23 protein-coding genes are annotated in these 21,463 nt (G+C 75.6%); 15 read left to right on the forward strand and 8 right to left on the reverse strand.

Features of this window, described 5'->3' with window-relative positions; translation table 11 throughout:
- Positions 1 to 37: 37 nt before the first annotated feature.
- The 9 genes from JE024_RS00870 (at position 38) to JE024_RS00910 (ending at position 11,306) form a co-directional block, all read left to right on the forward strand.
- The gene (locus tag JE024_RS00870) at positions 38 to 844 is read left to right on the forward strand and encodes an SGNH/GDSL hydrolase family protein (RefSeq protein ID WP_372449747.1); all 807 of its coding nucleotides are present in this window, start codon (positions 38 to 40) and stop codon (positions 842 to 844) included.
- Positions 845 to 1,015: 171 nt separating this feature from the next.
- Entirely contained in the window at positions 1,016 to 2,113 is a 1,098-nt protein-coding gene (locus tag JE024_RS00875) for a LacI family DNA-binding transcriptional regulator (protein WP_205371714.1), read from the forward strand.
- 432 nt (positions 2,114 to 2,545) lie between these two features.
- Entirely contained in the window at positions 2,546 to 4,174 is a 1,629-nt protein-coding gene (locus JE024_RS00880; protein WP_205371715.1) for an FAD-dependent oxidoreductase, read from the forward strand.
- A gap of 53 nt (positions 4,175 to 4,227) precedes the next feature.
- Positions 4,228 to 6,357 carry a hydantoinase/oxoprolinase family protein gene (locus JE024_RS00885; RefSeq protein WP_205371716.1) on the forward strand — a complete coding sequence of 710 codons (2,130 nt, stop codon included), beginning with the start codon at positions 4,228 to 4,230 and terminating at the stop codon, positions 6,355 to 6,357.
- Positions 6,354 to 6,935 carry a hypothetical protein gene (locus tag JE024_RS00890; protein WP_205371717.1) on the forward strand — a complete coding sequence of 194 codons (582 nt, stop codon included), beginning with the start codon at positions 6,354 to 6,356 and terminating at the stop codon, positions 6,933 to 6,935. Before JE024_RS00885 ends, JE024_RS00890 begins: the two co-directional genes overlap by 4 nt.
- A 3-nt stretch (positions 6,936 to 6,938) precedes the next feature.
- A complete protein-coding gene (locus tag JE024_RS00895; RefSeq protein WP_205371718.1) occupies positions 6,939 to 8,225 on the forward strand; it encodes a TRAP transporter large permease subunit in 1,287 nt (428 codons plus the stop codon).
- Positions 8,226 to 8,292: 67 nt separating this feature from the next.
- Positions 8,293 to 9,300, forward strand: coding sequence for a twin-arginine translocation signal domain-containing protein (locus tag JE024_RS00900; protein WP_205371719.1), 1,008 nt, complete (start codon positions 8,293 to 8,295; stop codon positions 9,298 to 9,300).
- A 57-nt stretch (positions 9,301 to 9,357) separates the two neighbouring features.
- Positions 9,358 to 10,257, forward strand: coding sequence for an NAD-dependent protein deacetylase (locus JE024_RS00905; protein ID WP_205371720.1), 900 nt, complete (start codon positions 9,358 to 9,360; stop codon positions 10,255 to 10,257).
- 245 nt (positions 10,258 to 10,502) lie between these two features.
- The gene (locus tag JE024_RS00910; protein WP_205371721.1) at positions 10,503 to 11,306 is read left to right on the forward strand and encodes a GNAT family N-acetyltransferase; all 804 of its coding nucleotides are present in this window, start codon (positions 10,503 to 10,505) and stop codon (positions 11,304 to 11,306) included.
- A gap of 58 nt (positions 11,307 to 11,364) precedes the next feature.
- Here JE024_RS00910 and JE024_RS00915 read toward each other — a convergent pair whose 3' ends face one another.
- A complete protein-coding gene (locus JE024_RS00915; RefSeq protein ID WP_205371722.1) occupies positions 11,365 to 11,622 on the reverse strand; it encodes a hypothetical protein in 258 nt (85 codons plus the stop codon).
- 209 nt (positions 11,623 to 11,831) lie between these two features.
- Positions 11,832 to 12,239 carry an ASCH domain-containing protein gene (locus JE024_RS00920; protein ID WP_244882482.1) on the reverse strand — a complete coding sequence of 136 codons (408 nt, stop codon included), beginning with the start codon at positions 12,237 to 12,239 and terminating at the stop codon, positions 11,832 to 11,834.
- Positions 12,240 to 12,584: 345 nt separating this feature from the next.
- Between JE024_RS00920 and JE024_RS00925 the strand changes: the two genes are divergently transcribed.
- Positions 12,585 to 12,740 carry a hypothetical protein gene (locus tag JE024_RS00925; protein ID WP_205371723.1) on the forward strand — a complete coding sequence of 52 codons (156 nt, stop codon included), beginning with the start codon at positions 12,585 to 12,587 and terminating at the stop codon, positions 12,738 to 12,740.
- An 80-nt stretch (positions 12,741 to 12,820) separates the two neighbouring features.
- Here the strand turns inward: JE024_RS00925 and JE024_RS00930 are convergent, their stop codons facing one another.
- The 3 genes from JE024_RS00930 to JE024_RS00940 form a co-directional block, all read right to left on the reverse strand.
- On the reverse strand, positions 12,821 to 13,267 hold the full coding sequence (locus JE024_RS00930; protein ID WP_205371724.1) for an ATP-binding protein: 447 nt from the start codon (positions 13,265 to 13,267) through the stop codon (positions 12,821 to 12,823).
- 203 nt (positions 13,268 to 13,470) lie between these two features.
- Positions 13,471 to 14,667, reverse strand: coding sequence for a PP2C family protein-serine/threonine phosphatase (locus JE024_RS00935; RefSeq protein WP_205371725.1), 1,197 nt, complete (start codon positions 14,665 to 14,667; stop codon positions 13,471 to 13,473).
- Positions 14,668 to 14,935: 268 nt separating this feature from the next.
- A complete protein-coding gene (locus JE024_RS00940; RefSeq protein ID WP_205371726.1) occupies positions 14,936 to 15,208 on the reverse strand; it encodes a DUF3253 domain-containing protein in 273 nt (90 codons plus the stop codon).
- Between the two features lie 165 nt (positions 15,209 to 15,373).
- Between JE024_RS00940 and JE024_RS00945 the strand changes: the two genes are divergently transcribed.
- Both JE024_RS00945 and JE024_RS00950 read left to right on the forward strand, forming a co-directional pair.
- Positions 15,374 to 15,973, forward strand: a complete 600-nt coding sequence (locus JE024_RS00945; RefSeq protein WP_205371727.1) for an isochorismatase family protein — start codon at positions 15,374 to 15,376, stop codon at positions 15,971 to 15,973.
- Positions 15,974 to 15,983: 10 nt separating this feature from the next.
- The gene (locus JE024_RS00950) at positions 15,984 to 16,889 is read left to right on the forward strand and encodes a GlxA family transcriptional regulator (RefSeq protein ID WP_205371728.1); all 906 of its coding nucleotides are present in this window, start codon (positions 15,984 to 15,986) and stop codon (positions 16,887 to 16,889) included.
- A gap of 205 nt (positions 16,890 to 17,094) precedes the next feature.
- Here the strand turns inward: JE024_RS00950 and JE024_RS00955 are convergent, their stop codons facing one another.
- Positions 17,095 to 17,931 (reverse strand): helix-turn-helix transcriptional regulator, encoded by an 837-nt coding sequence (locus JE024_RS00955; protein ID WP_205371729.1) that lies wholly within the window; start codon positions 17,929 to 17,931, stop codon positions 17,095 to 17,097.
- A gap of 49 nt (positions 17,932 to 17,980) precedes the next feature.
- Here JE024_RS00955 and JE024_RS00960 point away from each other — a divergent pair, with 49 nt between their 5' ends.
- Entirely contained in the window at positions 17,981 to 18,439 is a 459-nt protein-coding gene (locus JE024_RS00960) for a DUF2000 domain-containing protein (protein ID WP_205371730.1), read from the forward strand.
- Positions 18,440 to 18,521: 82 nt separating this feature from the next.
- Here the strand turns inward: JE024_RS00960 and JE024_RS00965 are convergent, their stop codons facing one another.
- Complete coding sequence (locus JE024_RS00965; RefSeq protein ID WP_372449748.1) at positions 18,522 to 19,034, reverse strand: MarR family transcriptional regulator; 513 nt, start codon at positions 19,032 to 19,034, stop codon at positions 18,522 to 18,524.
- A 144-nt stretch (positions 19,035 to 19,178) separates the two neighbouring features.
- On the opposite strand from JE024_RS00965, the gene JE024_RS00970 reads away from it, so the two are divergent.
- Together JE024_RS00970 and JE024_RS00975 are read left to right on the forward strand one after the other, a co-directional pair.
- On the forward strand, positions 19,179 to 19,601 hold the full coding sequence (locus tag JE024_RS00970; RefSeq protein WP_244882483.1) for an HGxxPAAW family protein: 423 nt from the start codon (positions 19,179 to 19,181) through the stop codon (positions 19,599 to 19,601).
- 82 nt (positions 19,602 to 19,683) lie between these two features.
- The gene (locus tag JE024_RS00975; protein WP_205371731.1) at positions 19,684 to 20,205 is read left to right on the forward strand and encodes a GNAT family N-acetyltransferase; all 522 of its coding nucleotides are present in this window, start codon (positions 19,684 to 19,686) and stop codon (positions 20,203 to 20,205) included.
- Between the two features lie 112 nt (positions 20,206 to 20,317).
- On the opposite strand, the gene JE024_RS00980 is transcribed toward JE024_RS00975, so the two are convergent.
- On the reverse strand, positions 20,318 to 21,463 hold the full coding sequence (locus JE024_RS00980; RefSeq protein ID WP_205376287.1) for an RNA polymerase sigma factor: 1,146 nt from the start codon (positions 21,461 to 21,463) through the stop codon (positions 20,318 to 20,320).

Below are 21,463 nucleotides of genomic sequence, written 5' to 3' on the forward strand. Positions count from 1 at the left end.
ACGGCACGGCGCCGGAGCGCGGGGGCTGGAGGGACCGATGACCATGGGCGAGGCGGCCGTGCCGTATCTGCGCTACGTCGCGCTGGGCGACAGCCAGACCGAGGGGCTCGGCGACGGGGACGACACCGTCGGCCTGCGGGGCTGGGCGGACCGGCTCGCCGAGCGCCTCGCGGAGCAGAACCCCGGCGTGCGGTACGCGAACCTGGCGGTGCGCGGCCGCGTGGCCGGGCAGGTCCGCGCCGAGCAGTTGGAGCCCGCCCTCGCCCTGCGGCCCGATCTGGCCACGGTGGTGGCGGGCGTGAACGACATGCTGCGGCCTGCGTTCGACGCGGACGAGGTCGCGGGCCATCTGGAGGCGATGTTCGCCGCCCTGACGGGTGCGGGCGCGCGGGTCGCCACGCTCACCTTCCCGGACCTGGCGGCGGTCATCCCGCTGGCCCGTCCGGTCCGTTCGCGGGTGCTGGCGCTGAACGACGGCATCCGCGAGGCGGCCCGGCGCCACGGTGTGGTGGTCGCCGAGACCTACGGCCATCCCGTGGTGACGGACCCGCGGCTGTGGAGCGCGGACCGGCTGCACGCCGCCCCTCTCGGCCACGAGCGGATCGCGGCGGCGGTGTTCCAGGCCCTCGGCATGCCCGGCGGCGACGACTCCTGGACCCTCCCGCTGCCGCCGCCGCCCGCCGGTCCCCCGGTCCGCCTGCTCACGACGGCGGCCGGTGAACTGCGCTGGGCGGGCACGTTCCTGGGCCCCTGGCTGCGCAGACGCCTGCGCGGCGGCTCCTCCGGCGACGGGCGTGCCGCCAAGCGTCCGGACCTCCTGCCGGTGCTGAGCGGGCAGGGCTGAGCGCGGCGGTTCGAGGCCCGCGCGAACCCGCTGGTTATTAGTCGATTATTAGCCGTCGACCCCCTCTTGACCCCTCCCGTCGCCCGGCGGCACAGTGCTCACTAATCCGCATTAGATCCGTGCAGACGTTCCACTGCCCGCTGCTAATGCGCATTAGCCGAAGGGTGCACGATGGCGGAAAATCGATCTTCGAAGCCGGGGCGGCGCGGGCGGCCGCGGCAGGCGGAGGTGGCGCGTCTCGCCGGCGTCTCGCAGACGACGGTCTCGCTGGTGCTCGGCGGGAACAAGCAGGGCATCGCCCTCCACGAGGACACCCGTGCGCGGGTGTTCGCCGCCGCGAGGGAGCTCGGCTACGTGCCCGACCCCGCCGCACGGCGCCTCGCCGCCGCCCGGAACAACCTCCTCGGGGTCTTCAGCTTCACCGCCACCTTCCCGACGGCCGTGGAGCACTCGTACTACCCGTTCCTCGTCGGCGTGGAGCAGGAGGCGGCCGCCCAGGGCTACGACCTGGTGCTGTTCACCGGCTCCAGTTCCGGCGGGGCGCAGGCCGGCGAGCCGGGAGCGCTGGACCGGGTCCGGCTCGCGGACGGGTGCCTGTTCCTCGGGCGCCATGTGCCGGAGGACCAGCTCCGCAGGCTCGTCGCCGACGGGTACCCGGCCGTGCACATCGGCCGCCGCGAGGAACTCGACGGCCTGGCCTGGGTCGGCGCGGACTACGTCGCCGCCAGCGCGGAGGTCGTCCGGCATCTCACGGATCTCGGACACCGGCGGATCCTGCTCGTGCGCGAGGACGACGACGCCCCGGCCTCCACCGACCGTGAACGCGGCTTCCGCACGGCCCTCGCCGGGGCCGCGGGCCCGCTCTCCGCGGCCGGTCCGGCCCGTGTGGTGCGCACCGCGGACCCGGCGGCGGACATCACCGCGGCGTGGGTGCGCGCCCGGGTCGGCGAAGGCGTCACGGCGTTCGTCGCCGAGGAGACCGACACCGGCGGTGCGTGGCGGGCTCTGCACGCGGCCGTCGCGGCGGCGGGGCTCGACGCGCCCCGGGACGTGTCGCTGGCGCTCCTCGGCTCGCCGCCCGCGGACCTGGCCGGCGCGCGGCAGCCGACCGGGTTCGACATCCCCCGTGCCGCGTTGGGCGCGGCGGCGGTCCGGCTGCTCACCGCGCTCCTGGCCGGCGAGGAGCGCGCCGAGCCGCTGGTCGCCTGCGGCTTCCGCCCCGGGAGCACGACGGGGCCGCCACCGGGCGGGCCCGGCACCACCGTCTGAGCGACGCCCGGGGTGACCGCCCCGGCCCGGGTCGGCACGGGCCGCGCCGCCACCGGCGGCCCGCCCAACGGTCCGAACGGGCACACCGGCGGAGACCCCGCCCGAGCACCCCGCAGACCAACGCACCGCAGAACGACCCACCCCGCACCCGGCACCGCCCGGCCGCAGGACCGGCCCGCCCCGAGCACCCCGCGACCCCGCACCGCAGAGCAACCCGCCCCCGCACCCCGCGGACCAACGCACCGCAGAACGACCCACCCCGCACCACAGAGCAACCCGGCCCCGCCCGGCGTCGAAGACGTCGGCCGGGCGCCCCGGCCCGGTCCCGGGGCGGCGCCCCGGGCCGAGACCCCGCCCCCACGGGCGGCAGCACCCCCGTCCCCCGACGACGACGCGGCATCCCGCACCACCAGCACAAGGAGTCAGTACCGCATGCCCATCCTCACCGGCACCCCCACCGAGACCGACGTCCTCATCACCGGCGGCGGCACGGGCGGCGTGGCCGCCGCGCTCGCCGCCTGCCGGGCCGGCCGCTCCGTCGTCCTCACCGAGGAGACGGACTGGATCGGCGGCCAGTTCACCTCGCAGGCCGTCCCGCCGGACGAGCACCCGTGGGTCGAGCAGTTCGGCGTCACCGCCTCCTACCGGGCGCTGCGCGAGGGGATCCGCTCCCACTACCGGCAGTGGTACCCGCTGCGGGCCGAGGCCCTCGGCCTGCCCCGGCTGAACCCGGGGGCGGGCCGGGTCAGCAAGCTCTGCCACGAGCCGCGCGTCGCGCTCGCCGTGATGGAGGCGATGCTGGCGCCGCACGTCGCCGCCGGCCGGCTCACCGTGCTGACCCACACCCGGCCGGTCGCCGCCGACACCGACGGCGACCTGGTGCGCGCCGTCACCGTGGAGGACATCCGCGACGGCGCCCGGCACACCGTCGCCGCCGCGTACGTCCTCGACGCCACCGAGACCGGTGAGCTGCTCGAACTCGCCGGTGTGGAGCACGCGCTGGGCGCCGAGGCCCGCTCCGAGCACGACGAGCCGCACGCCCCGGACACCGCCGATCCGCTCAACCAGCAGGGCATCACCGTCTGCTTCGCCCTCTCCCACCACGAGGGCGAGGACCACACCGTGGACCGGCCGGCGGACTACGGCTTCTGGCGCTCCTACCGGCCCGATTTCTGGCCCGGTCCGCTGCTCGGCTTCCGCGCGCCCGACCCCCGTTCGCTGGAGGCCGTGAACCGCACCTTCGAGCCGAACCCGGACGTCGACCCCCTCGACGTGGACGCGGACCAGAGCGCGGACGCCGGGGACAAGGAGCTGTGGGGCTTCCGGCGGATCCTCGCCCGCAGGCTGCACCGGCCCGGGGCGTTCGACTCCGACATCACGCTCGTCAACTGGCCGCTCAACGACTACTGGCTCAAGCCGCTCGTCGGCGCCGGCGAGGAGACCGGGCGCCAGGCGCTGGCCGGGGCACGCGAGCTGTCGCGGTCGGTCCTGTACTGGCTGCAGACCGAGGCGCCGCGCACCGACGGCGGCACCGGATTCCCCGGCCTGCGCCTGCGTCCGGACGTCACGGGCACGGCCGACGGCTTCGCCAAGGCCGCCTACGTGCGCGAGTCGCGGCGCATCAAGGCGGTCACCACGGTCACCGAGCACGACGTCGCCATCGACCTCGTCGGCCCTTACGGCGGGACCCGTCACCGGGACTCCGTCGGCGTCGGCGGCTACCGCATCGACCTGCACCCGTCGACCGGCGGCGACAACTACATCGACATCGGCTCGGTGCCGTTCGAGATCCCGCTCGGCGCCCTGGTGCCGCGCCGGGTGCGCAATCTGCTGCCCGCCGGCAAGAACCTCGGCACCACCCACATCACCAACGGCTGCTACCGCCTGCACCCCGTCGAGTGGAACGTCGGCGAGGTCGCAGGCGCGCTCGCCGCGCACTGCCTGGAGGAGGGCGTCAGCCCGCACCAGGTGCAGGAGAACGACAAGCGGCTGGCGGAGTTCACCCGCGTCCTCGACCGGGCCGGCGTCCAGCGCCACTGGCCCGACGTGCGCGGCTACTGACCACGCCGCGCCGTGCCGCACGCACGCGCACGACACAAGGAGGTGTCCCCATCATGACCCCGCACCGCATACGCGTCGGCATCGACGTCGGCGGAACGTTCACCGACGCCGTGGCCGTCGACGCCGCCACCCTGGAACTCGTCGCCCAGGTCAAGGTCCCCACCAGCCACCACCACGAGGACGGCGTCGCCCACGGCATCGTCGAGGCCCTCGACCGGCTGCTGAAGGACCTCGGCCGGGCCCCCGGCGACGTCGCGTTCCTCGCCCACGGCACCACCCAGGCCACCAACGCTCTGCTGGAGGGCGACGTGGCGCCGGTCGGCCTGATCGGCATCGGCAGCGGCCCCGCCGCCCTGCCCACCAGGCGGCTCGCCGGTCTCGCCGCGCTGGAGCTCACCCCCGGCAAGCGGCTCCCGCTGCACTACGCCCATGTCGCGGACGCCGGGGACGGCGCGGCCGTCCGCGCCGCCGTCGACGAGGTCGTCGCCGCCGGGGCCGAAGTCCTCGTCGCCACCGAACCGTTCGGCGTGGACGTGCCGGACGGCGAGCGGGCCGTCGCCGAGGCGGGCCGCGCGCAGGGGCTGCCGACCACGGCCGCGCACGAGATCACCTCGCTGTACGGGCTGCGCAAGCGCACCCGGACCGCCGTGGTCAACGCGGCCATCCTGCCGAGGATGCTCGCCACCGCCGACCTGGTCGACACCAGCATCGCGGCGGCCGGGGTGAGCGCGCCGCTGATGGTGATGCGCTGCGACGGCGGCGTCATGTCCCTGGACGAGATGCGGCGCAGACCGCTGCTCACCGTCCTGTCCGGCCCCGCGGCGGGCGTGGCCGGGGCGCTGATGCAGGAACGGGTCAGCGAGGGCGTGTTCCTGGAGACCGGCGGCACCTCGACGGACATCAGCGTCGTGCGGCGCGGCAAGGTCGCCGTCCGCCACGCCACCGTGCTCGGCCGGACGTCCTACCTGTCGGCCCTCGACGTGCGCACCGTCGGTGTCGGCGGCGGGTCCATGGCACGGATCTCGGGCGGCCGGGTGCACGCCGCCGGCCCGCGCAGCGCCCATATCGCCGGGCTGCCGTACGCCTGCTTCGCCGACGCGGCCGACCTCGCCGGGGCCCGTCTGGTCACCGTCGCCCCGCTCGCCGGGGACCCGGACGACTACGCCGTGCTGGAGGCCGCCGGCGGCCGATTCGCGCTCACCATGACCTGCGCCGCCAACGCCCTCGGCCGGGTCCCGGAGGGCGACTTCGCGGCGGGCGACCCGGAGGTGGCGCGCACCGCGCTGCGGCCTCTCGCCGAGGCCCTCGGCACCGATGTGGCGACGGCCGCCGCCCGGTTCCTCGACGCGGGCGTCCGCCAGGTCGAGGCCGTCACCCGCACGATGATGCGCGAGTACCGGGTGGACGACGACACCGCCGTCCTCGTCGGCGGCGGGGGCGGCGCGGCCTCCGTCACCCCGCACCTGGCCGCCGCGATGGGGCTGCCCGGGCGGATCGCCCGGCACAACGAGGTCATCAGCCCCATCGGGGTGGCCCTCGCGCTCGTCCGGGAGCAGGTCGAGCGGATCATCCCGGGCGCCACCCAGGAGCAGATCCTCGCCGTGCGCGCCGAGGCCGAGTCCGCCGTCGTCGCCCAGGGCGCGGCCCCCGGCGCGGTGGAGGTCGAGGTCACGGTCGACGCGCAGACCAACACGGTGCGCGCGGTCGCCACCGGTGCCACCGAGCTGCGCACCCAGGACCGGGCGCACCGCGCGGACGCCGACGAGCGGCTCGACGCCGCCGCGGCCAGTCTCAAGGCGGACCGCGAACGGGTGCGGGTGCTGGCCGGGACGGACGCGTACACCGTGTACGGCACCGAGGTGCGGCGCCGGCTGCGGGCCGACCGCCGTCCGGTGCGCGTCGTCGACGCGGACGGTGTGGTGCGGCTCGGCGCCGCCGACGCGCGGGTGGCGGCGATGACGGTGGAGGAGGCGGGCGGCGAACTGGCGCGGCTGGTCAAGGACGCGACGGCGTACGGCGACGGCGGTGTCCGGGCGCCCGCGGTGCGGCTGCTGGTGGGCGGCCGGATCGCCGACCTGTCCGGCGTCCTGGAGCCCGAGGCGCTGCTGGCCCTCGCCCGTGCCGAGCTGCGCCCGCGCGGCGCCGGGGAGCGGGTCGTGGCCGTCGTGGAGTCCCGGTCATGAGCGCACCCGTGATCGACGCGCACGACCTGGACCTCGCGGTGAGCCTGCTCGCCGGGACGCCCACCCATGAGGACCGCGATCCGGAGCTGCTGCGCCGGTGGGCGCTGGCGGCCACGGAGTTCGGCAGCCGGATGACGCCGGCGGCCGAGCCGGTGCGGGTCGTCGAACGGGACGGCGGGCTCGCCGCGGGGCTGCTGGCCCGCTACCGGTCCCGGCCGCCCGTGGTGGAGGTCTACACCGACACCGTGCGGCGCGCCGAGGCGCTGATCGACGAGCGGGGCTGGCGGGACTGGTACCCGCAGGGGTCGGTGCGCGCCGCCGCCCTCGCCCACGAGCAGGCGCACGCCTGGCTGCACCACGCCCGCGTCCGTGCCGAGTTCAAGCGGGCGCTCGGCCACACCGCGCTGCGCCTCGGCCGGCGGCGCCTCTACGCGTACGTCGCGGGCGCGGACGAACTCGCCGCGCACGCCTACGCCCACACCGCCTGCGGCCTGGGCCGCAGTCCCCTGCTCCTCACGGAGGCGCTCGGTGCCGCCGTGTCCCGCGAGGCCGCCGTGTCCTCGGAAAGCGAGAACTGATCGATGGGTGTCGTCATTCTGCTCGTCATGGCGGCCGGGGTGGCCGCCATGCTCAGCCGCAAACTGCCCACGGCCTTCGCCCTCGTGCTGCTGGCGGTGGCGATCGCCTTCCTGGCGGGCGCGCCGGTGTCCGGCGAGGGCAGTGTCCTGGACACGGTGCTCCAGCAGGGCGCCCCGGCGCTCGCCGCCACCATGATCGCGATCCTGCTCGGCTCCTGGCTCGGCAAGCTGCTGGAGGAGACCGGCATCGCGGGCACCCTGGTCCGGAAGATCGTCGAATTCGGCGGCGACCGGCCGGTGTTCGTGGCACTCGGGGTGCTCGGGGTGTCCGCCCTGGTGGGCACGGTGACCGGATCGGCGCCGGCGGCCATGCTGGCGGGGCTGATCGGGATCCCCGCGATGATCGCGGTCGGCATTCCGAAGGTCACGGCGGCGGGCACCATCCTCATGGGCATCGCGGTCGGCGTCCCGTTCGAACTGCCGGTGTGGCAGTTCTTCTCCACGGCGCTGGACCTGCCGATACCGACGGTGCGCGGCTTCATGGTGAAGCTGTTCCCGTTCGCGCTGGTCGCGGCCGTGGCCTATGTGCTGATCGAGTCGCGGCGGCGCGGTGTCGAGCACACCTGGTCGCTGCGGACCGCGCCGGGCGGTCCCACCCGCGGCGACCGGCGCCGCCGGCTCGGGGACGCGCCCTGGTACGCGCTGCTCACTCCGGTGGTGCCGCTGGTCCTGGCGCTCGGCCTGGAGGTCGCGATCATCCCGTCGCTGCTCGGCGGTGTGCTGTTCGCGCTGGTCACGACCACCCGGCCGCGGGAGATGAGCCGCCGTCTGCTGCGCACCCTGTACGGCGGGTTCGAGGTGGCCGCCCCGCCCGTCGTGCTGTTCGTCGCGATCGGCGTGCTGCTCGCCGCGGTGAAGCTGCCCGGCGCGGTGGAGGCCCTGCAACCGCTGGTGGAGGCGGTCAGCCCGCAGAACGCCGTGCTGTTCGTCCTCGTCTTCACGCTGCTCGTGCCGCTCTGCCTGTTCCGCGGCCCGCTCAACGTGTACGGCCTGGGCGCCGGCATCGCGGGCGTCCTGGTGGCCACCGGCATCTACCCGGCCGTCGCCGTCCTCGGCATGACGGCCTCCTACAACCAGGTCTTCGGCGTGTCCGACCCGACCAGCACCCAGACGGTGTGGAGCGCCCAGTACGCAGGCGTCTCCCCGCACCAGGTGATGGTGCGGACGCTGCCCTATGTGTGGGTCGTCGCCTGCGGCGGCCTGTGCATCACCGCGTACACCCACCTCTGACCGCTCGCACCGGCCGGTCCCCCACCGGCCCGCACCGTCCCCGTCCGAACGATCTTTGGAGCCGCACATGCACGAGCCGCAGCACGGCCCGGACCGTCGTACCTTCCTGCGCGCCACCGCCGTCACCGGCGCCGCGCTCACCTTCGGCGGCCTGTCCGCGCCGTCCGCCTCCGCCGCGCCCGGCGGGTTCCCCGACTACACGTATCTGCGCACCCTGCTGACGCCCTCGCAGCTGCGGTACAACCCGACCGGCGAGATCATCTTCCCGACCGTGCGCGGCGTCTACGACAAGCTCGCCAACCCGCTGGGCCGCTACTACCTGTACTACGCGCCGCACGACGCCCCGGGCGGCGTCTGCCTGGCCTACGGCGACTCGCTGGAGGGCCCGTTCACCGAGTACCCGGCCAACCCGATCGTCTCCAACCGGTGGGACCCTCACTACTCCGTCAGCCATGTCTCCTCGCCGCACGTGATGTGGAACGCGGACGCGAAGGAGTTCTGGCTGTACTTCCACGGCGAGAACACCACCACCCGCCTCGCCCGGTCGAAGAACGGGGTGGACTTCACCTACGACAGGACGGTGCTGACGACGGCCATGCTGCCGGCGGGCACCACCGAGACCTCCTACGCCCGGGTGTTCCGCCACGACCTGCCCGCCCTCGGCGCCCGCTACGTGATGCTGTTCATGGTCAACAACACCACGAACCACCGCGACATCGGCTGGGGCTGGTCCGCCGACGGCCGCACCTGGACCTTCGCGCAGACACCCCTGGTACGGCACTCGGACGTCGGCGCCGTGAACATCGGCGGACCGCACCTGCTCACCCGCGGCGGCTCCGCGTTCGTCGTCTACAACAAGGACAAGGGCAGCGGCGGCGACGTCATGATCACCGAGGTGGGGGCGGACTTCTCGCTCCGCCGCCACCTCGGCGTCTTCTACGACTCGCGCGGCACCGCCCCCGACAACGGACGGTCCGCCTCCCCGGCCTTCGGCACGGACGGCGGCGTGCCGTACATGGTCTACGAGGCGGGCGACCGCCTCGCGGGCTCGATCGCGGTGGCGCGGGGCCGGTAGCGGGCGGGCGTCCGCCCGCGGCACCCCGGGCGGACGCCGCACCCGTACCCTGGCGGCATGCGGATGCGCCCCACGCTGAGCTGGACCCCCGCCCAGGACGTCCTGCCGGGGACCACGGATCTGACCCCGGTCGCCGACGCGCTGGGCAGCGGCGGTGTGCTGGTGCTCAGCGGCGCGGGCCTCTCCACGGAATCGGGCATCCCCGACTACCGGGGGGAGGGCGGCAGCCTGAGCCGGCACACCCCCATGACGTACCAGGACTTCACCGGCGGCGCGCAGGCCAGGCGGCGGTACTGGGCGCGCAGTCACCTCGGCTGGCGGACGTTCGGCCGGGCCCGGCCCAACGCCGGGCACCGGGCCGTCGCCGCGTTCGCCCGGCACGGCCTGCTGTCGGGCGTGATCACGCAGAACGTCGACGGCCTGCACCAGGCGGCCGGCAGCGAGGGCGTGGTGGAGCTCCACGGCGCCCTGGACCGGGTGGTCTGCCTGTCCTGCGGCGCCCCCAGCGCGCGGCGGGACCTCGCGGCGCGGCTGGAGGAGGCGAACACCGGGTACGCGCCGGTGGCCGCGGCCCTGAACCCGGACGGTGACGCCGACCTCACCGACGAGCAGGTCGCCGGCTTCCGGGTGGTGGACTGCGAGCGCTGCGGCGGCGTCCTCAAGCCGGACGTGGTGTTCTTCGGCGAGAACGTCCCGGCGGAGCGGGTGGAGCACTGCCGGCGGCTGGTCGGCGAGGCGGCGTCGGTGCTGGTCCTGGGCTCCTCGCTGACGGTGATGTCGGGGCTCCGGTTCGTCCGCCAGGCGGCGCGGGCGGGCACCCCCGTGCTGATCGTCAACCGCGACCCGACCCGCGGCGACGGCCACGCCGTCACCCGCGTCTCGCTGCCGCTGGGGGACGCCCTGACCGGCGTGGCGGGCCGGCTCGGGATCACCTTCGACGGCGGGCCCGCGGACTGACGCGGGGAACCGCCCCGCCGGGACGGCACCGCGCAGTCGCGACTCCTGCTGGATCACGTCCCCTCACGGCCGGCGCGGTCGCCCCCGCGGGCACGGCGGAGCACCCGCCGGCGGACCGCCCGGCCCCCGTTCGGGCAGCCGCAGAGGGACGGAACGGCAGAGCACCGGCTCGGCCGGGACGGCGCAACGCCCCTGGTCGGAAAAGGCGTCGCGGCCGACGCCGGGCGGTGGCTACCCTGCCGCGCATGCCTTCTCTCACGCGGCACCGACTGGCCCCTGCGGACACCGGCCCCGCACTGCGGGCGCTGAGCGGGTGGACGCCCGCCGACACACCCGGCGGCAGCCTCCATCCCGGTGACGTGGGCTGGTATCTGCGGCTGGGCGACGCGGCCGTCCACCTGTGGACCGAGGACGGGGCGCCGGTGGCGGTCGGCTTCCTCGACGGGCCGGTGCTGCGGGTGACCGCCGCCCCTGGCGCCGACCCCGGTGCGCTGGCGGCGTCCGCCGAGGACCTCCTCGTCCCCGGCAACGACTGGTGCGACGGGCTGCCGGTGCCCGGATGGGAGCGCGAGCGCGAGGAGTCCTGGCTCGTGCTGTCGTGGACGCCGCGCCCGGTGACGAGCCGTGCCGGGCCCGTCGACGAGGCCGCCGCGGCCGACCGGGTGCGGGTGCACCGGTCCGCCTTCGCCGGGTCTTCGTTCGGCCTGGGGCACTGGCGGGCGATGAAGCGGTCCCCGGCGGCGGACCTCGCCGTGGAGGCCCTGGTGCGCACCCCCGAGGGGGAGCCCGCGGCCGCCGCGACCGGATGGTTCGCCGGGGCGGGCAGATGCGGTCTGCTCGAACCCGTCGGCACCGTACCGGCCCATCGCGGCCACGGCTACGGACGCGACGCGGTGCTGGGCGCCTGCGCGGCTCTGGTGGACCGGGGCGCGAGCGCGGTCGCCGTGCTCACGCCGTCGAGCAACGAGGCAGCGGCGGCGCTCTACCGCTCGGCCGGGTTCACCGTCGTGCGGGAGACCCGGGACTGGGTCCGCTCCGGGCGTACCTGAGGAACCGGCGCGCCGGAGCACGCGCCCGGAGCACACTCGCCCGATCCCGCCGGCGCCCTCAGACGACGGTGACCCGCAGGACGTAGCGCCGTCCGGTGCGTATCGCCTCCGCCTGTTCGACGAGGTCGGCAGGGGTGAACTCCAGCAGTGCCCGGTCCGCGGCGCGGCGGAGCAGGGGCACGATCTCTGCGGTCGGCCGGCCGCGATGGGTGTCCGCGAGATCCGCGAAGGCCCGTTGGTAGGGAACCGCGTGCGCGCTGGTGCTGTCGGCGAGGAGCCTGTCCAGGTGCCCACTGCCCACACTGATCCTGCCCATGGCCACTCCCGTCCTGCCGGGGCCCGGCCTCTCCGTGCCCTCGCTCCGACGGTACGAGCCGCCTCTGACAGTGGCCGGACCGGCGGGGCGGCGGGGCGCCGCACGAGCGTTGCGGGCCGGGGGCGCCGGCACGCCGGCGGCGCGGGGCGGTCAGCCGGTCGAAGGGGTGGGACACCGGCGCGTCAGCGGCGCGGGGCGGCGGCGAGTGGTCAGCCGGTCGGCGGGGCGGGGAGGGTGAAGCGCAGACACACCACGGGAGTGGTGTCGTCGACCTGCCGCCCCTCGACGTCACGCCAGTAGGCGAGGTGCGAACGGCGCCAGTGGGCCAGGTCGGTGCAGCCCTCGCCCTCGGCCCGGGCGAAGTCCCAGGTGACCTCGGCGAAGGGCACCGTCGTCACGGCGGTGACCCGCAGCTCGCCGAGGACGGCTCCGTCGTTGCCGAGCAGGGCCAGGATCTCGCCCGGGAACTCGATCTCCTCGGCCTCCTCCGCGTATTCCGCCAGGAGGGTGGCGGTGGCGGTCTTCGCGCCGTCGAGGACAAGGGCGTTGAGCTCGTCACGAAGACCGCCCGGACTGCCGAGTTCCAGCGTCCGCATACCGTTCACCCGAGGCCACATGGCGCCGAGCCTACCGAGACCGCCGGAAGCGGGCCGCCGGGGCCGCCGGCCGGAAGGTCCCGTGCGGCGGACTGCCGGGGCGCGAGGGCGGTTTCGGACGGTGAGCCCTCCGCACCGGCGCGACGCGGGTGGGCTCGCGTGCCGTAGAGTCCGGGGGCAGGCTCCGCGTCCGCCGATGTCGCTTCACACGGGCGGCACCGGGCTGTGCGGGCAGCGGGCTTCGGCACCGGCCCGCGCATCACACGCCGGCGCGCACCTCACCCACTCGACCGTGTCTTCTCCCCCGCGGGTGGCGCGGCGCGCTCCGGGCACCACAACTCCCTTTCATCACAACGGAGAACCACCATGCAGCAGTCCGGCCCCGCCGACGACTCGGCGGCAGCCCCTTCCTGGCAGAACCTGTTCCTGGAACCGGCGTTCGCGCCGGGGACCGCCGAGTACGACGGCCACGGGCACGCGGGAGACCCGGCCGAGGCGGTTCCCGCGGCCGAGCCCGCCTGAGTTCCGGCCCCGGGGAGGGGCCGCCCCGGATCCGTCCGCCGCGGCCCCGTTCGCGGGAACGGCCCCCGGGCGGGCGGGAATCACCCCCGCGCCGGGGCACCACCGGCCGGGGCGCCGTCGGCCGGGGCGGTGAGCCGCAGCGCGACGTGCACGGTCTTGCCGCCGAGCCGCGGCACCACGGTGATCACGCCGCCCAGGCCGCGGACGATCTCCAGGCCGAACCCGCCGCGTTCGCCGCCGGCCGTGCGCCGGTGGAGTTCCGGCAGCGCCTCGCTGTCGTCGGCGACGGCGATGTCCAGGAGGCCGGCGCGCACGGTCAGGGTCAGCACGCACGAGCCCCGGGTGTGGCGGACGGTGTTGGTGACCAGCTCCGAGACGATGGTCACGGCGTCCGCGGCGGGCGCGCCGCCGGTGGTGACGGCAAGCCACCGGGCCGTGATGCGGCGGGCGACGGCCGGACTGTGCCGGCCACGCGGCAGGGCGACGGCGTGCCTCGTGGGATCGGGTGCCAGGTCGGTGACGGTCATGACGGCTCTCCGTGCACGAGGTGTTCTGCAAGGGATTCGCCGCGGGGACGGGTTTCGGATGTGGCAGACGGCGCCCGTTTCCGATCCGCGACCGCCGGGAACGGCGATCCGCTCCGCCCCGTGACCGGACGGCTCCCCGCCGTCACGACCGCCGCCCGTGTGCCCGCGGCGACGGGACGCGCCGCGGTCCCTGCCCTGTCCGGTCAGGCTCCGGCCGGGGCGCTCCGGCCGCCGGAGTCGGGGCCGCGCCAGTCCAGGCACAGGACCGTGGCGTCGTCGCGCACCTCGCCGTCGCAGGCGTCGGTGACCGCGGCGACCAGGGCGCGCACCACCTCACGCGGATGCTCGGCCGCGGTGTCACGCATCAGCCCCGGCAGGTCGACCTTGCTCGCCTGGCGTTCCTGCATGCCGTCGGTGTAGAGCACGAGACGGTCGCCGGGTCTCAGATCGAGCGCCTGGACCCGGTACGGGCCCTGCCCGGCGACGCCGAAGGGCAGATCGACGGCGAGGCGCAGTTCGTCGACCGCGCCCTCGCGCAGCCGCAGCGGCCGGGGGTGCCCCGCGTTCACGAGACAGGCGCTCGACCCGTCGAGGGCGATGCGCAGCAACTGGCCGGTGGCGAAGGTCTGGCGCCCGTGGTCGAGCAGCGCCTGGTGGGTCTGGTGTGCCTGTTCCGCGAGGTCCGCCCCGGCGCGGCGGGCGCCGCGGGAGGCGTTGACCAGCAGGGTGGCCATGAGCGAGGCGTCCACGTCGTGGCCCATGGCGTCGGTGACGGACAGGTGGAGCGCGTCGTGGTCGACGCTGTAGTCGTAGGTGTCGCCGGCGATGTCGGACGCCGGGACCAGCGCTCCCGCGAGCGCGAACTCGCCCGCCTCGCAGGAGGGCGCCGAGGGCAGGAGCTGACGCTGGATCTCGGCGGCCAGGCTGACGTCGGTGGTGCGGTTCCCCCAGTGGTACAGGTCGGTGAACCGGCGGTCCGCGACGATGATGTACGCCAGCGCGTGGGCGGCCTCCTCGACCTGCTCCAGCACGTCCTGCGTGACCTGACCGAGGAACAGTTCGAGGACGCCGATGGTGTCGCCGCGGTTGGTGACCGGGGCGAGCACCCGCTCGCCCTGGCCGTTCTCCTGCGTCAGCACCGGCTTCTGGGTGCGCAGCACCTCGGCGTAGTGGCCGCTGCCGGCAAGGGGGACGTGTTCGGCGCGGCGGCCGCGCCGTGACGTCGTCTCCTCGCTGACCCGCAGCAGGCGGCGGCCGACCACGTCGACGAACAGGAACGACACGTAGCGCGCGCCGAAACGGTCGCGCAGGTTACGCGCCACGACATCGAGGGAGCCGACAGGCGCGGCGTCCTCGGCCGCTGCCAGGACGTCGGCCAACCCGATCCGATCACGCTGCACATCAACCTCCCGAAGTTACGGATCCTCCTTCCCGGCGACACGGCAGGCATACAAACCACGATGAGCACTGCCCGGGCAGGGCCGGTCGGAAGGGCACGCGGGGAGGGCGCCCGGGGCGCGCCGGGGTCGCCCGGGGTGAGGGCGCGCGGGGCGAACCGGGCCGGCCCGGGGTGAGGGCGCGCGGGGCCGGGGTGCTCCGGGGGGCGGGCGTGCGGGGGGCGCCGGGACGGGAGGGGAGCCGGGCGCCGCGGGGGCGGGACGGGGCGGGTCAGCGGATGCGGCGGATGCGGATCGGCCCGCGGGCACGATCCGGGTCGACGGCGCGGCCGCCCTGGGTGATCTCCACCGCGCCGGCCGTGACCAGCCGCCGCGCCGCGCGCCGGGCCGGCTCCATCAGCGCGCGCCAGCCGTCGCCGTCCCCGTCGTACGCCGCCCGCGCGGCGTCGGAGGGGCAGATCGTCGCGGACGGGGCGCGCCCGTCCAGCAGCTCCAGGATGGTGCGTTCCAGGCGCCGGTCGGTCTGCCGTCGGGAGTCGCTCACCCCGCCAGTCTCCCACCGGCGGCACGGGGGCGGCGGGTGCGCGCGGGCGCGCCCGCGCGCACCGCTCCCGGTCGCGGCGGACGGCCGTCGTGGTGACCGGATCGGTCCGCCGCCGGACCCGATGCTGCCTGGTTCGGCCTCCCCGCACGGCCCAGGATGGAGCACATGAGCCGAGCACTGATCGTCATCGATGTCCAGGAGTCCTTCCGGGCCCGTCCGCTGTGGGCGGCCACCCTCGAACCCGGGATCGCCGACCGGGTGAACCGGCTGGCCGCGCTCGCCCGCCGCACCGGTGACCTGGTGGTGTGGGTGCTGCACTCCGAGCCCGGCAGCGGCGGTGTGTTCGACCCGGAGTCCGGTCATGTACGGCTGATGGAGGAGCTGGAGCGGGCGGACGGGGAGCCGCTGCTGCACAAGACCTCGCACAACGCCTTCACCACCACCCGTCTCCAGCAGCTCTTGACCCAGCGGGGCATCCGCGAGCTGAGGGTCTGCGGCATCCGCACCGAGCAGTGCGTGGAGACCACCGTCCGGGTCGCGAGCGACCTCGGCTACGACGTCACCCTCGTCGTCGACGCCACCACGACCGACCCCGTCCCCCACCGGGACGCCCCCGCCGGGCAGAGCGTCGAGGAACTGCTCGCCGACCCCCGCACCCTGCCCGCCGCCGAGGTCGTCCGGCGCACCGAGTACGTCCTCGCCGGACGCTTCGCCGCCATCGAGACGGTGGGCCGGCTGGAAGCAGCGGCGGACGACCGGGCATGATGACCGGATCGTGAACCACGTCGTCTTCTTCCTGGTGCCCGGAGTCCACCTGCTGGACCTCGCGGGGCCCGCGCAGGTCTTCTCCACCGCCGCCGACTTCGGGCATCCCTGGACGCTCGGCTACGTGGCCGAGCGTCCCGAGGTCCGCACGGCCCAGGGGCTGCCGCTGGTGGCCGGGCTCACCTGGCCCGAGCTCGGGCCCGACGACCTGATCGTGGTGCCGGGCTGGCGGGCGGCCGGCGAGGCCACCCCCGCCATCGGGCCCGGCCCGCTGCGGATGCTGCGGGAGCACCACGCGCGGGGCGGCACGGTGGCCAGCGTCTGCGCGGGTGCCGACGCCCTCGGCCGGGCCGGGCTGCTCGACGGGCGCCGCTGCACCACCCATCACGATGTGCAGGACGAGCTGGCACGGCGTCATCCGCGGGCGATCGTCGTCCCGGACGTCCTGTTCACCACGGACGACCGGGTCGTGACGTCGGCGGGCATCGCGAGCGGCATCGACCTGGCCCTGCACCTGGTCGCGACCCGGCACGGCCCCGCCGTGGCCGCGCAGGTCGCCAGGGAGATGGTCGTCTACGCCCGCCGCAACGGGCACGAACCGCAGACCAGCGCGATGCTCAGGCACCGCGCCCATCTCGACGACACCGTGCACCGCGCGCAGAATCTCATCGACTCCCGGTTCGACCGGGCGCTCCCCCTGGCCGTGCTGGCCTCGGCCGCGGGCGTGAGCGAGCGCACGCTGACCCGTCTGTTCACCCGCGCCACCGGGCTCACCCCGCTGCGCTATCAGCAGACGCTGCGCCTCGAACGGGCCGAACACCTCATCAGCCACGGCGCGACGGTGGACTCCGCCGCCCGCTCGGTCGGCTTCGAGGACCCCCGGATGCTGCGCCGGCTGCGCGCCCGCACGGCCTGACCGCTCCGGGCGGCCGGGCCGTCCAGGCCGAGTTCGGGGCGGCCGGGCGGGCAGTGCGGGCCGTCCAGGCCGAGTTCGGGGCGGCCGGGCGGGCGGTGCGGGCCGGGCGGTGCCCGTCCAGGCCGAACTCGGCGCGACCGGGCCGGGCGACCGGGCCCGGGGCGGTGCGGGCGGCGCACCGGCGGGCGCGGCGTCCGTCCGCGCGTCAGCGCGCGTCCGGCGCCGCCGGGCCGGTGCCCCGTCCGGTCGCGGCGCGGGCGTAGCGGCCCGGGGTGGTGCCGAGGATCCGCTTGAAGTGCCGGGTGAAATGGGGCTGGTCGTAGAAGCCGAGCGCGGCCGCCACCTCGCCGGGCGGCTGTCCGGCGAGGAGCCGGCGGCGGGCGAGGTCGACCCGCCGGGACATGACGTACTGGTGCGGCGCGATGCCGAACGCCGCGCTGAAGGACCGCACCAGATGCGAGGGGTGCACATGGAGCAGGCGTCCGCACTGCTCCAGCGACGTGCCCTCGCACAGCCGCTCGTCGAGCAGGTCGCGCAGGTCCCGGGCGACGCCCCCGCGGCCGTCGGCCGGGGGGTCCGGGGTGTCCCCGGGCGCCAGATGCGCGCGCAGCCGGTCGCCGATGAGGGTCAGACGGCTCTCGGCCTCCAGTTCGTCGCCCGGGCCGGCGAGCGCGGTGTGCAACTGGCCGATGCGGGTGCGCAGCAGGGGGTCGGCGAGGTCGGGGCCGTCGACGGCGGGGCCGATGAGGGTCTCGTCGAGCCGGGTGGTGTCGAGGTAGACGACGCGCTTGCGGAAACCGTGCGCGGTGGCGGGCGATCCGTTGTGCGGGACCAGCGGCGGCAGCAGGCTGACGGTGTCGTGCGGGGTGCCGCGCTCGTGGTGGTCCAGTTCGTAGCGGACGACGCCGTCGTCGACGATCAGCAGCGTCCAGGCGTCGTGGACGTGCATGGGGTAGGAGTGCTCGGTGAAGCGGGCGTGCAGGACCTCCCGTACGCCCGGGACCGCGGGGCGCCACGCTCTGACGTCTTGCCGGGATGCCACGCAAAGAACGTACAAGACGGCCGCCGGGGCGGCCGTGCAGTCTCACAGCATGGATACGACAACCGCCGGGGCCGCCGGAGCGGCCGAGAACCCGCCCGTCCGCTTCGACACGAAGATCGCCGTCCTGCTCCGTGACGACCTGGAGACCTGGCAGCGGCTGAATGTGACCGCCTTCCTGGTCAGCGGCCTGGGCACGGCGTCGCCCGAGGTGATCGGCGCACCGTACGAGGACGCCGACGGCACGGCCTACCTGCCGATGTTCCGGCAGCCGGTGCTGGTCTTCGAGGCCGGCAAGGAGACGATGACGCTCGCCCACGCCCGTGCGCTGTCCCGTTCGCTGACCACCGCGGTGTTCACATCGGACCTGTTCGGGACGGGGAACGACCGGGACAACCGGGCGGCCGTGCGGGCCGTGGGCCGGGACGCACTCGATCTGGTGGGGATGGCCGTCCACGGGCCGCGCAACGCGGTGGACAAGGTGCTCAAGGGTGCGCGGATGCATCCCTGAACCCGGGCGGGCGCCCTCGCCGGCCGCCGGGTGCCGTGCCCGCAGGGCACGGCACCCGCCCGTGCGCGGCGGTGGACAAAGGTCAGGCGCGGGGCGTCGGCCGGGTGGCGGCCCCGCTGTCCCGGATCTCGTCCAGGGACTCCCGGAACAGCTCCGTCGCCCGCCCGAACCAGTCGGCCAGGACGGCGACCTCGGCCGGTTCGTAGTCGGCGAACAACTCCCCGAGCCGTGCGTAGAACGGGCCGTAGACCTCCAGGATCCGCTGCTCCGCGGCTTCCTCCATCACCACCGTCACCCGCCGCCGGTCCCCCGGGTCGGGAACCCGGCGGACGTAGCCGGCCTTCTCCAGCCGGTTGAGCACGCCCGTCACCGCTCCCGTGGTCAGCCGGGCGCGTTCGGCCAGGCCGCCGGCGGCCAGGGCCTCTCCGGACGTCCGCGCCTCGATCAGGAAGCCGAGGCAGGTGAGGTCGGTGACATTGATCCCGAGCCGCCGCGCGATGTCCTGCTGCCCGAACTGGGCGACCGCGATCATCCGGTCCATCGCGTACTGCGCCTCGGCGGCCGTCGCCGCCGGACGCGCCTTGCCCTGCCCCACACCATCCCCTTACGATCTAAGAAACTTATCTCGCGAGCTAAGCGATCTCGGCTCGACGACGGCACCAAAGACCCGGCCGGGGACCCGGCGGGCCGGCGGTCGCCCGCTCCAGGATCGCATCGCACCACCGCAGAGGAGCGTCGCATGGGCGTGCACGGGGACCACGATCTGGGCCATACGGTGGCGGGCTGGACGGGGACCGGCATCGCGGTCGCCGGCTGCGGGCTCGCCGGGGCCGGCCTGGCGGCGGCCTCCGGGGCCCTCCTCGCCGCCGGCGCGGCCGTCACGGTGCTCGCCGCGGTGGTCACCTGGGCGCTGCATCTGGCCGGCTGGGGCAAGCCGAGCGGTCCGCGCCCCGTGGCGGAACACTCCTGGCGCGTGCGCGACACCTCCGCCGCGGCGGGCCACCCGTCCTGCGCCGGCTGCCGCCTCGCGGGGCGCCGCCCCCGCGCGGCCGTTCCGCACCCCGCGGAAGAACCCCTCAGCGCGCGCGTCGCCACCGCCGCGGACGACGCCTCCCCCGCGCGGTCCGCGCTCCCGGCTCCGGTGGCCGGACCGCCCGCCTGAGCACTCCCCCGGGCGCACCCGGCGGCAGCGTAGGGTCGGACGGCCCGCCCGTACGGCGGGAGCGGACGGACAAGGGGAGAGCGTGGACGCGAGCACCATCGAGGTCGTCGAGACCGGCCGGCTGAGCCTTGTGCCGCTCGCCGTCGAGCACGCGCGGGAGATGGCCGAGGTGCTCGGCGACCCGGCGCTCCACCACTTCACCGGCGGCGCCCCGTACTCCGCCCACGACCTGCGCGCGCGGTACGAGCGCCTGGTGGCGGGCTCGCCCGACCCGTCCGTGACGTGGTGGAACTGGGTGGTCCTGCTCCGCGAGGAGGGCCGCCTGGCCGGGACGGTGCAGGCGACGCTCACCGGCTCAGGCCCCGGGCTCACCGCCGAGATCGCCTGGGTGATCGGGACACCCTGGCAGGGACGCGGCATCGCCACCGAGGCGGCGCGCGGGCTGGTCGCGTGGCTCCGGGGACGGGGCGTGCGGACGGTCGTCGCCCACGTCCGTCCGGACCATCACGCGTCCGCCGCCGTCGCCGCGTCCGCCGGCCTGGCGCCGACCGACGCACTGCACGACGGCGAGACCCGCTGGGAACTCGCCGCCGGCCCGGCCTGAACGGTCCGCCGCCCGGCCGGCAGCGGCGGACCGTACCACCGGGCCGCCGAGCCGGCACGGGCACGGGGCCGCAACCCGCCGGACCGGCGGCGCGCCGCCCGCGGGGCCGTCGTCACGCACCCGGGCGGGTGTTGAGGCGGGCTGCCTGACGGGTCAGGTGGTCGCGTTCGGCGAGGCTGGACGCCTCGCGGGCCGCCTCGGCGTAGAGCCGGGCCGCCGTCCGCGGATCGCCGTCGCGTTCCCGCAGGTACGCCTCGGCCGCCGTCCGGCGGGGCAGCCCCGGGTCCACCGTCGCGAGCGCGGCGAGGCCCGCCCGGGGTCCGTCGGCCTCGCCGACGGCGACCGCGCGGTTGAGGCGGACGACGGGACTGTCGGTCAGGCGCGCGAGTTCGTCGTACCACTCCACGATCTGGACCCAGTCGGTCTCCTGGGCGGTGGGCGCGTCGGCGTGCAGCGCCGCGACGGCGGCCTGCGCCTGGAACTCGCCCAGCCGGTCGCGGGCGAGCGCGGCCTGGAGGATCGCGACCCCCTCGGCGATCGCGCCGGTGTCCCACCGGCCCCGGTCCTGCTCGGCGAGCGGCACCAGGCTCCCGTCGGGTGCGGTCCGGGCCGGGCGCCGGGCGTGGTGGAGCAGCATCAGCGCGAGCAGCCCCGCCACTTCGGGGTGGTCGACGGCGGCCCCGAGCTGCCGGGTGAGCCGGATCGCCTCGGCGGCGAGGTCGACGTCACCGGAGTAGCCCTCGTTGAAGACGAGGTAGAGCACCCGGAGCACGGTGCCGACGTCTCCGGGCTTCTCGAAGCGCGCCCCGCCGACGGTGCGTTTGGCACGGCTGATGCGCTGCGCCATGGTCGCCTCGGGGACCAGGTACGCCCGGGCGATCTGACGGGTGCTCAGGCCGCCCACCGCGCGCAGGGTGAGCGCGACGGCGGACGACGGCGTGAGCGACGGGTGGGCGCACAGGAAGTACAGCCACAGCGTGTCGTCCGTCCCGGACACCGGCCCGGGCTCCGGCTCCTCGTCGGCGAGGTCCTCGCGCCGGCGGCGGGCGGTGTCGGACCTGGCCGCGTCGAGGAACCGGCGCCAGGCCACGGTGACCAGCCAGCCCTTCGGATCACGCGGCTGACCGGACGGCCAGACGCGGACCGCCTCCAGCAGCGCGTCCTGGACGGCGTCCTCGGCCGCCGCGAAGTCGGCTCCGCGGCGGACGAGGATCCCGAGCACACCGGGTGTGAGGCTCCGGAGCAGGGCCTCGTCCAT

Origin of the sequence: Streptomyces zhihengii (assembly GCF_016919245.1) — a bacterium.
Lineage (GTDB): Bacteria > Actinomycetota > Actinomycetes > Streptomycetales > Streptomycetaceae > Streptomyces > Streptomyces zhihengii.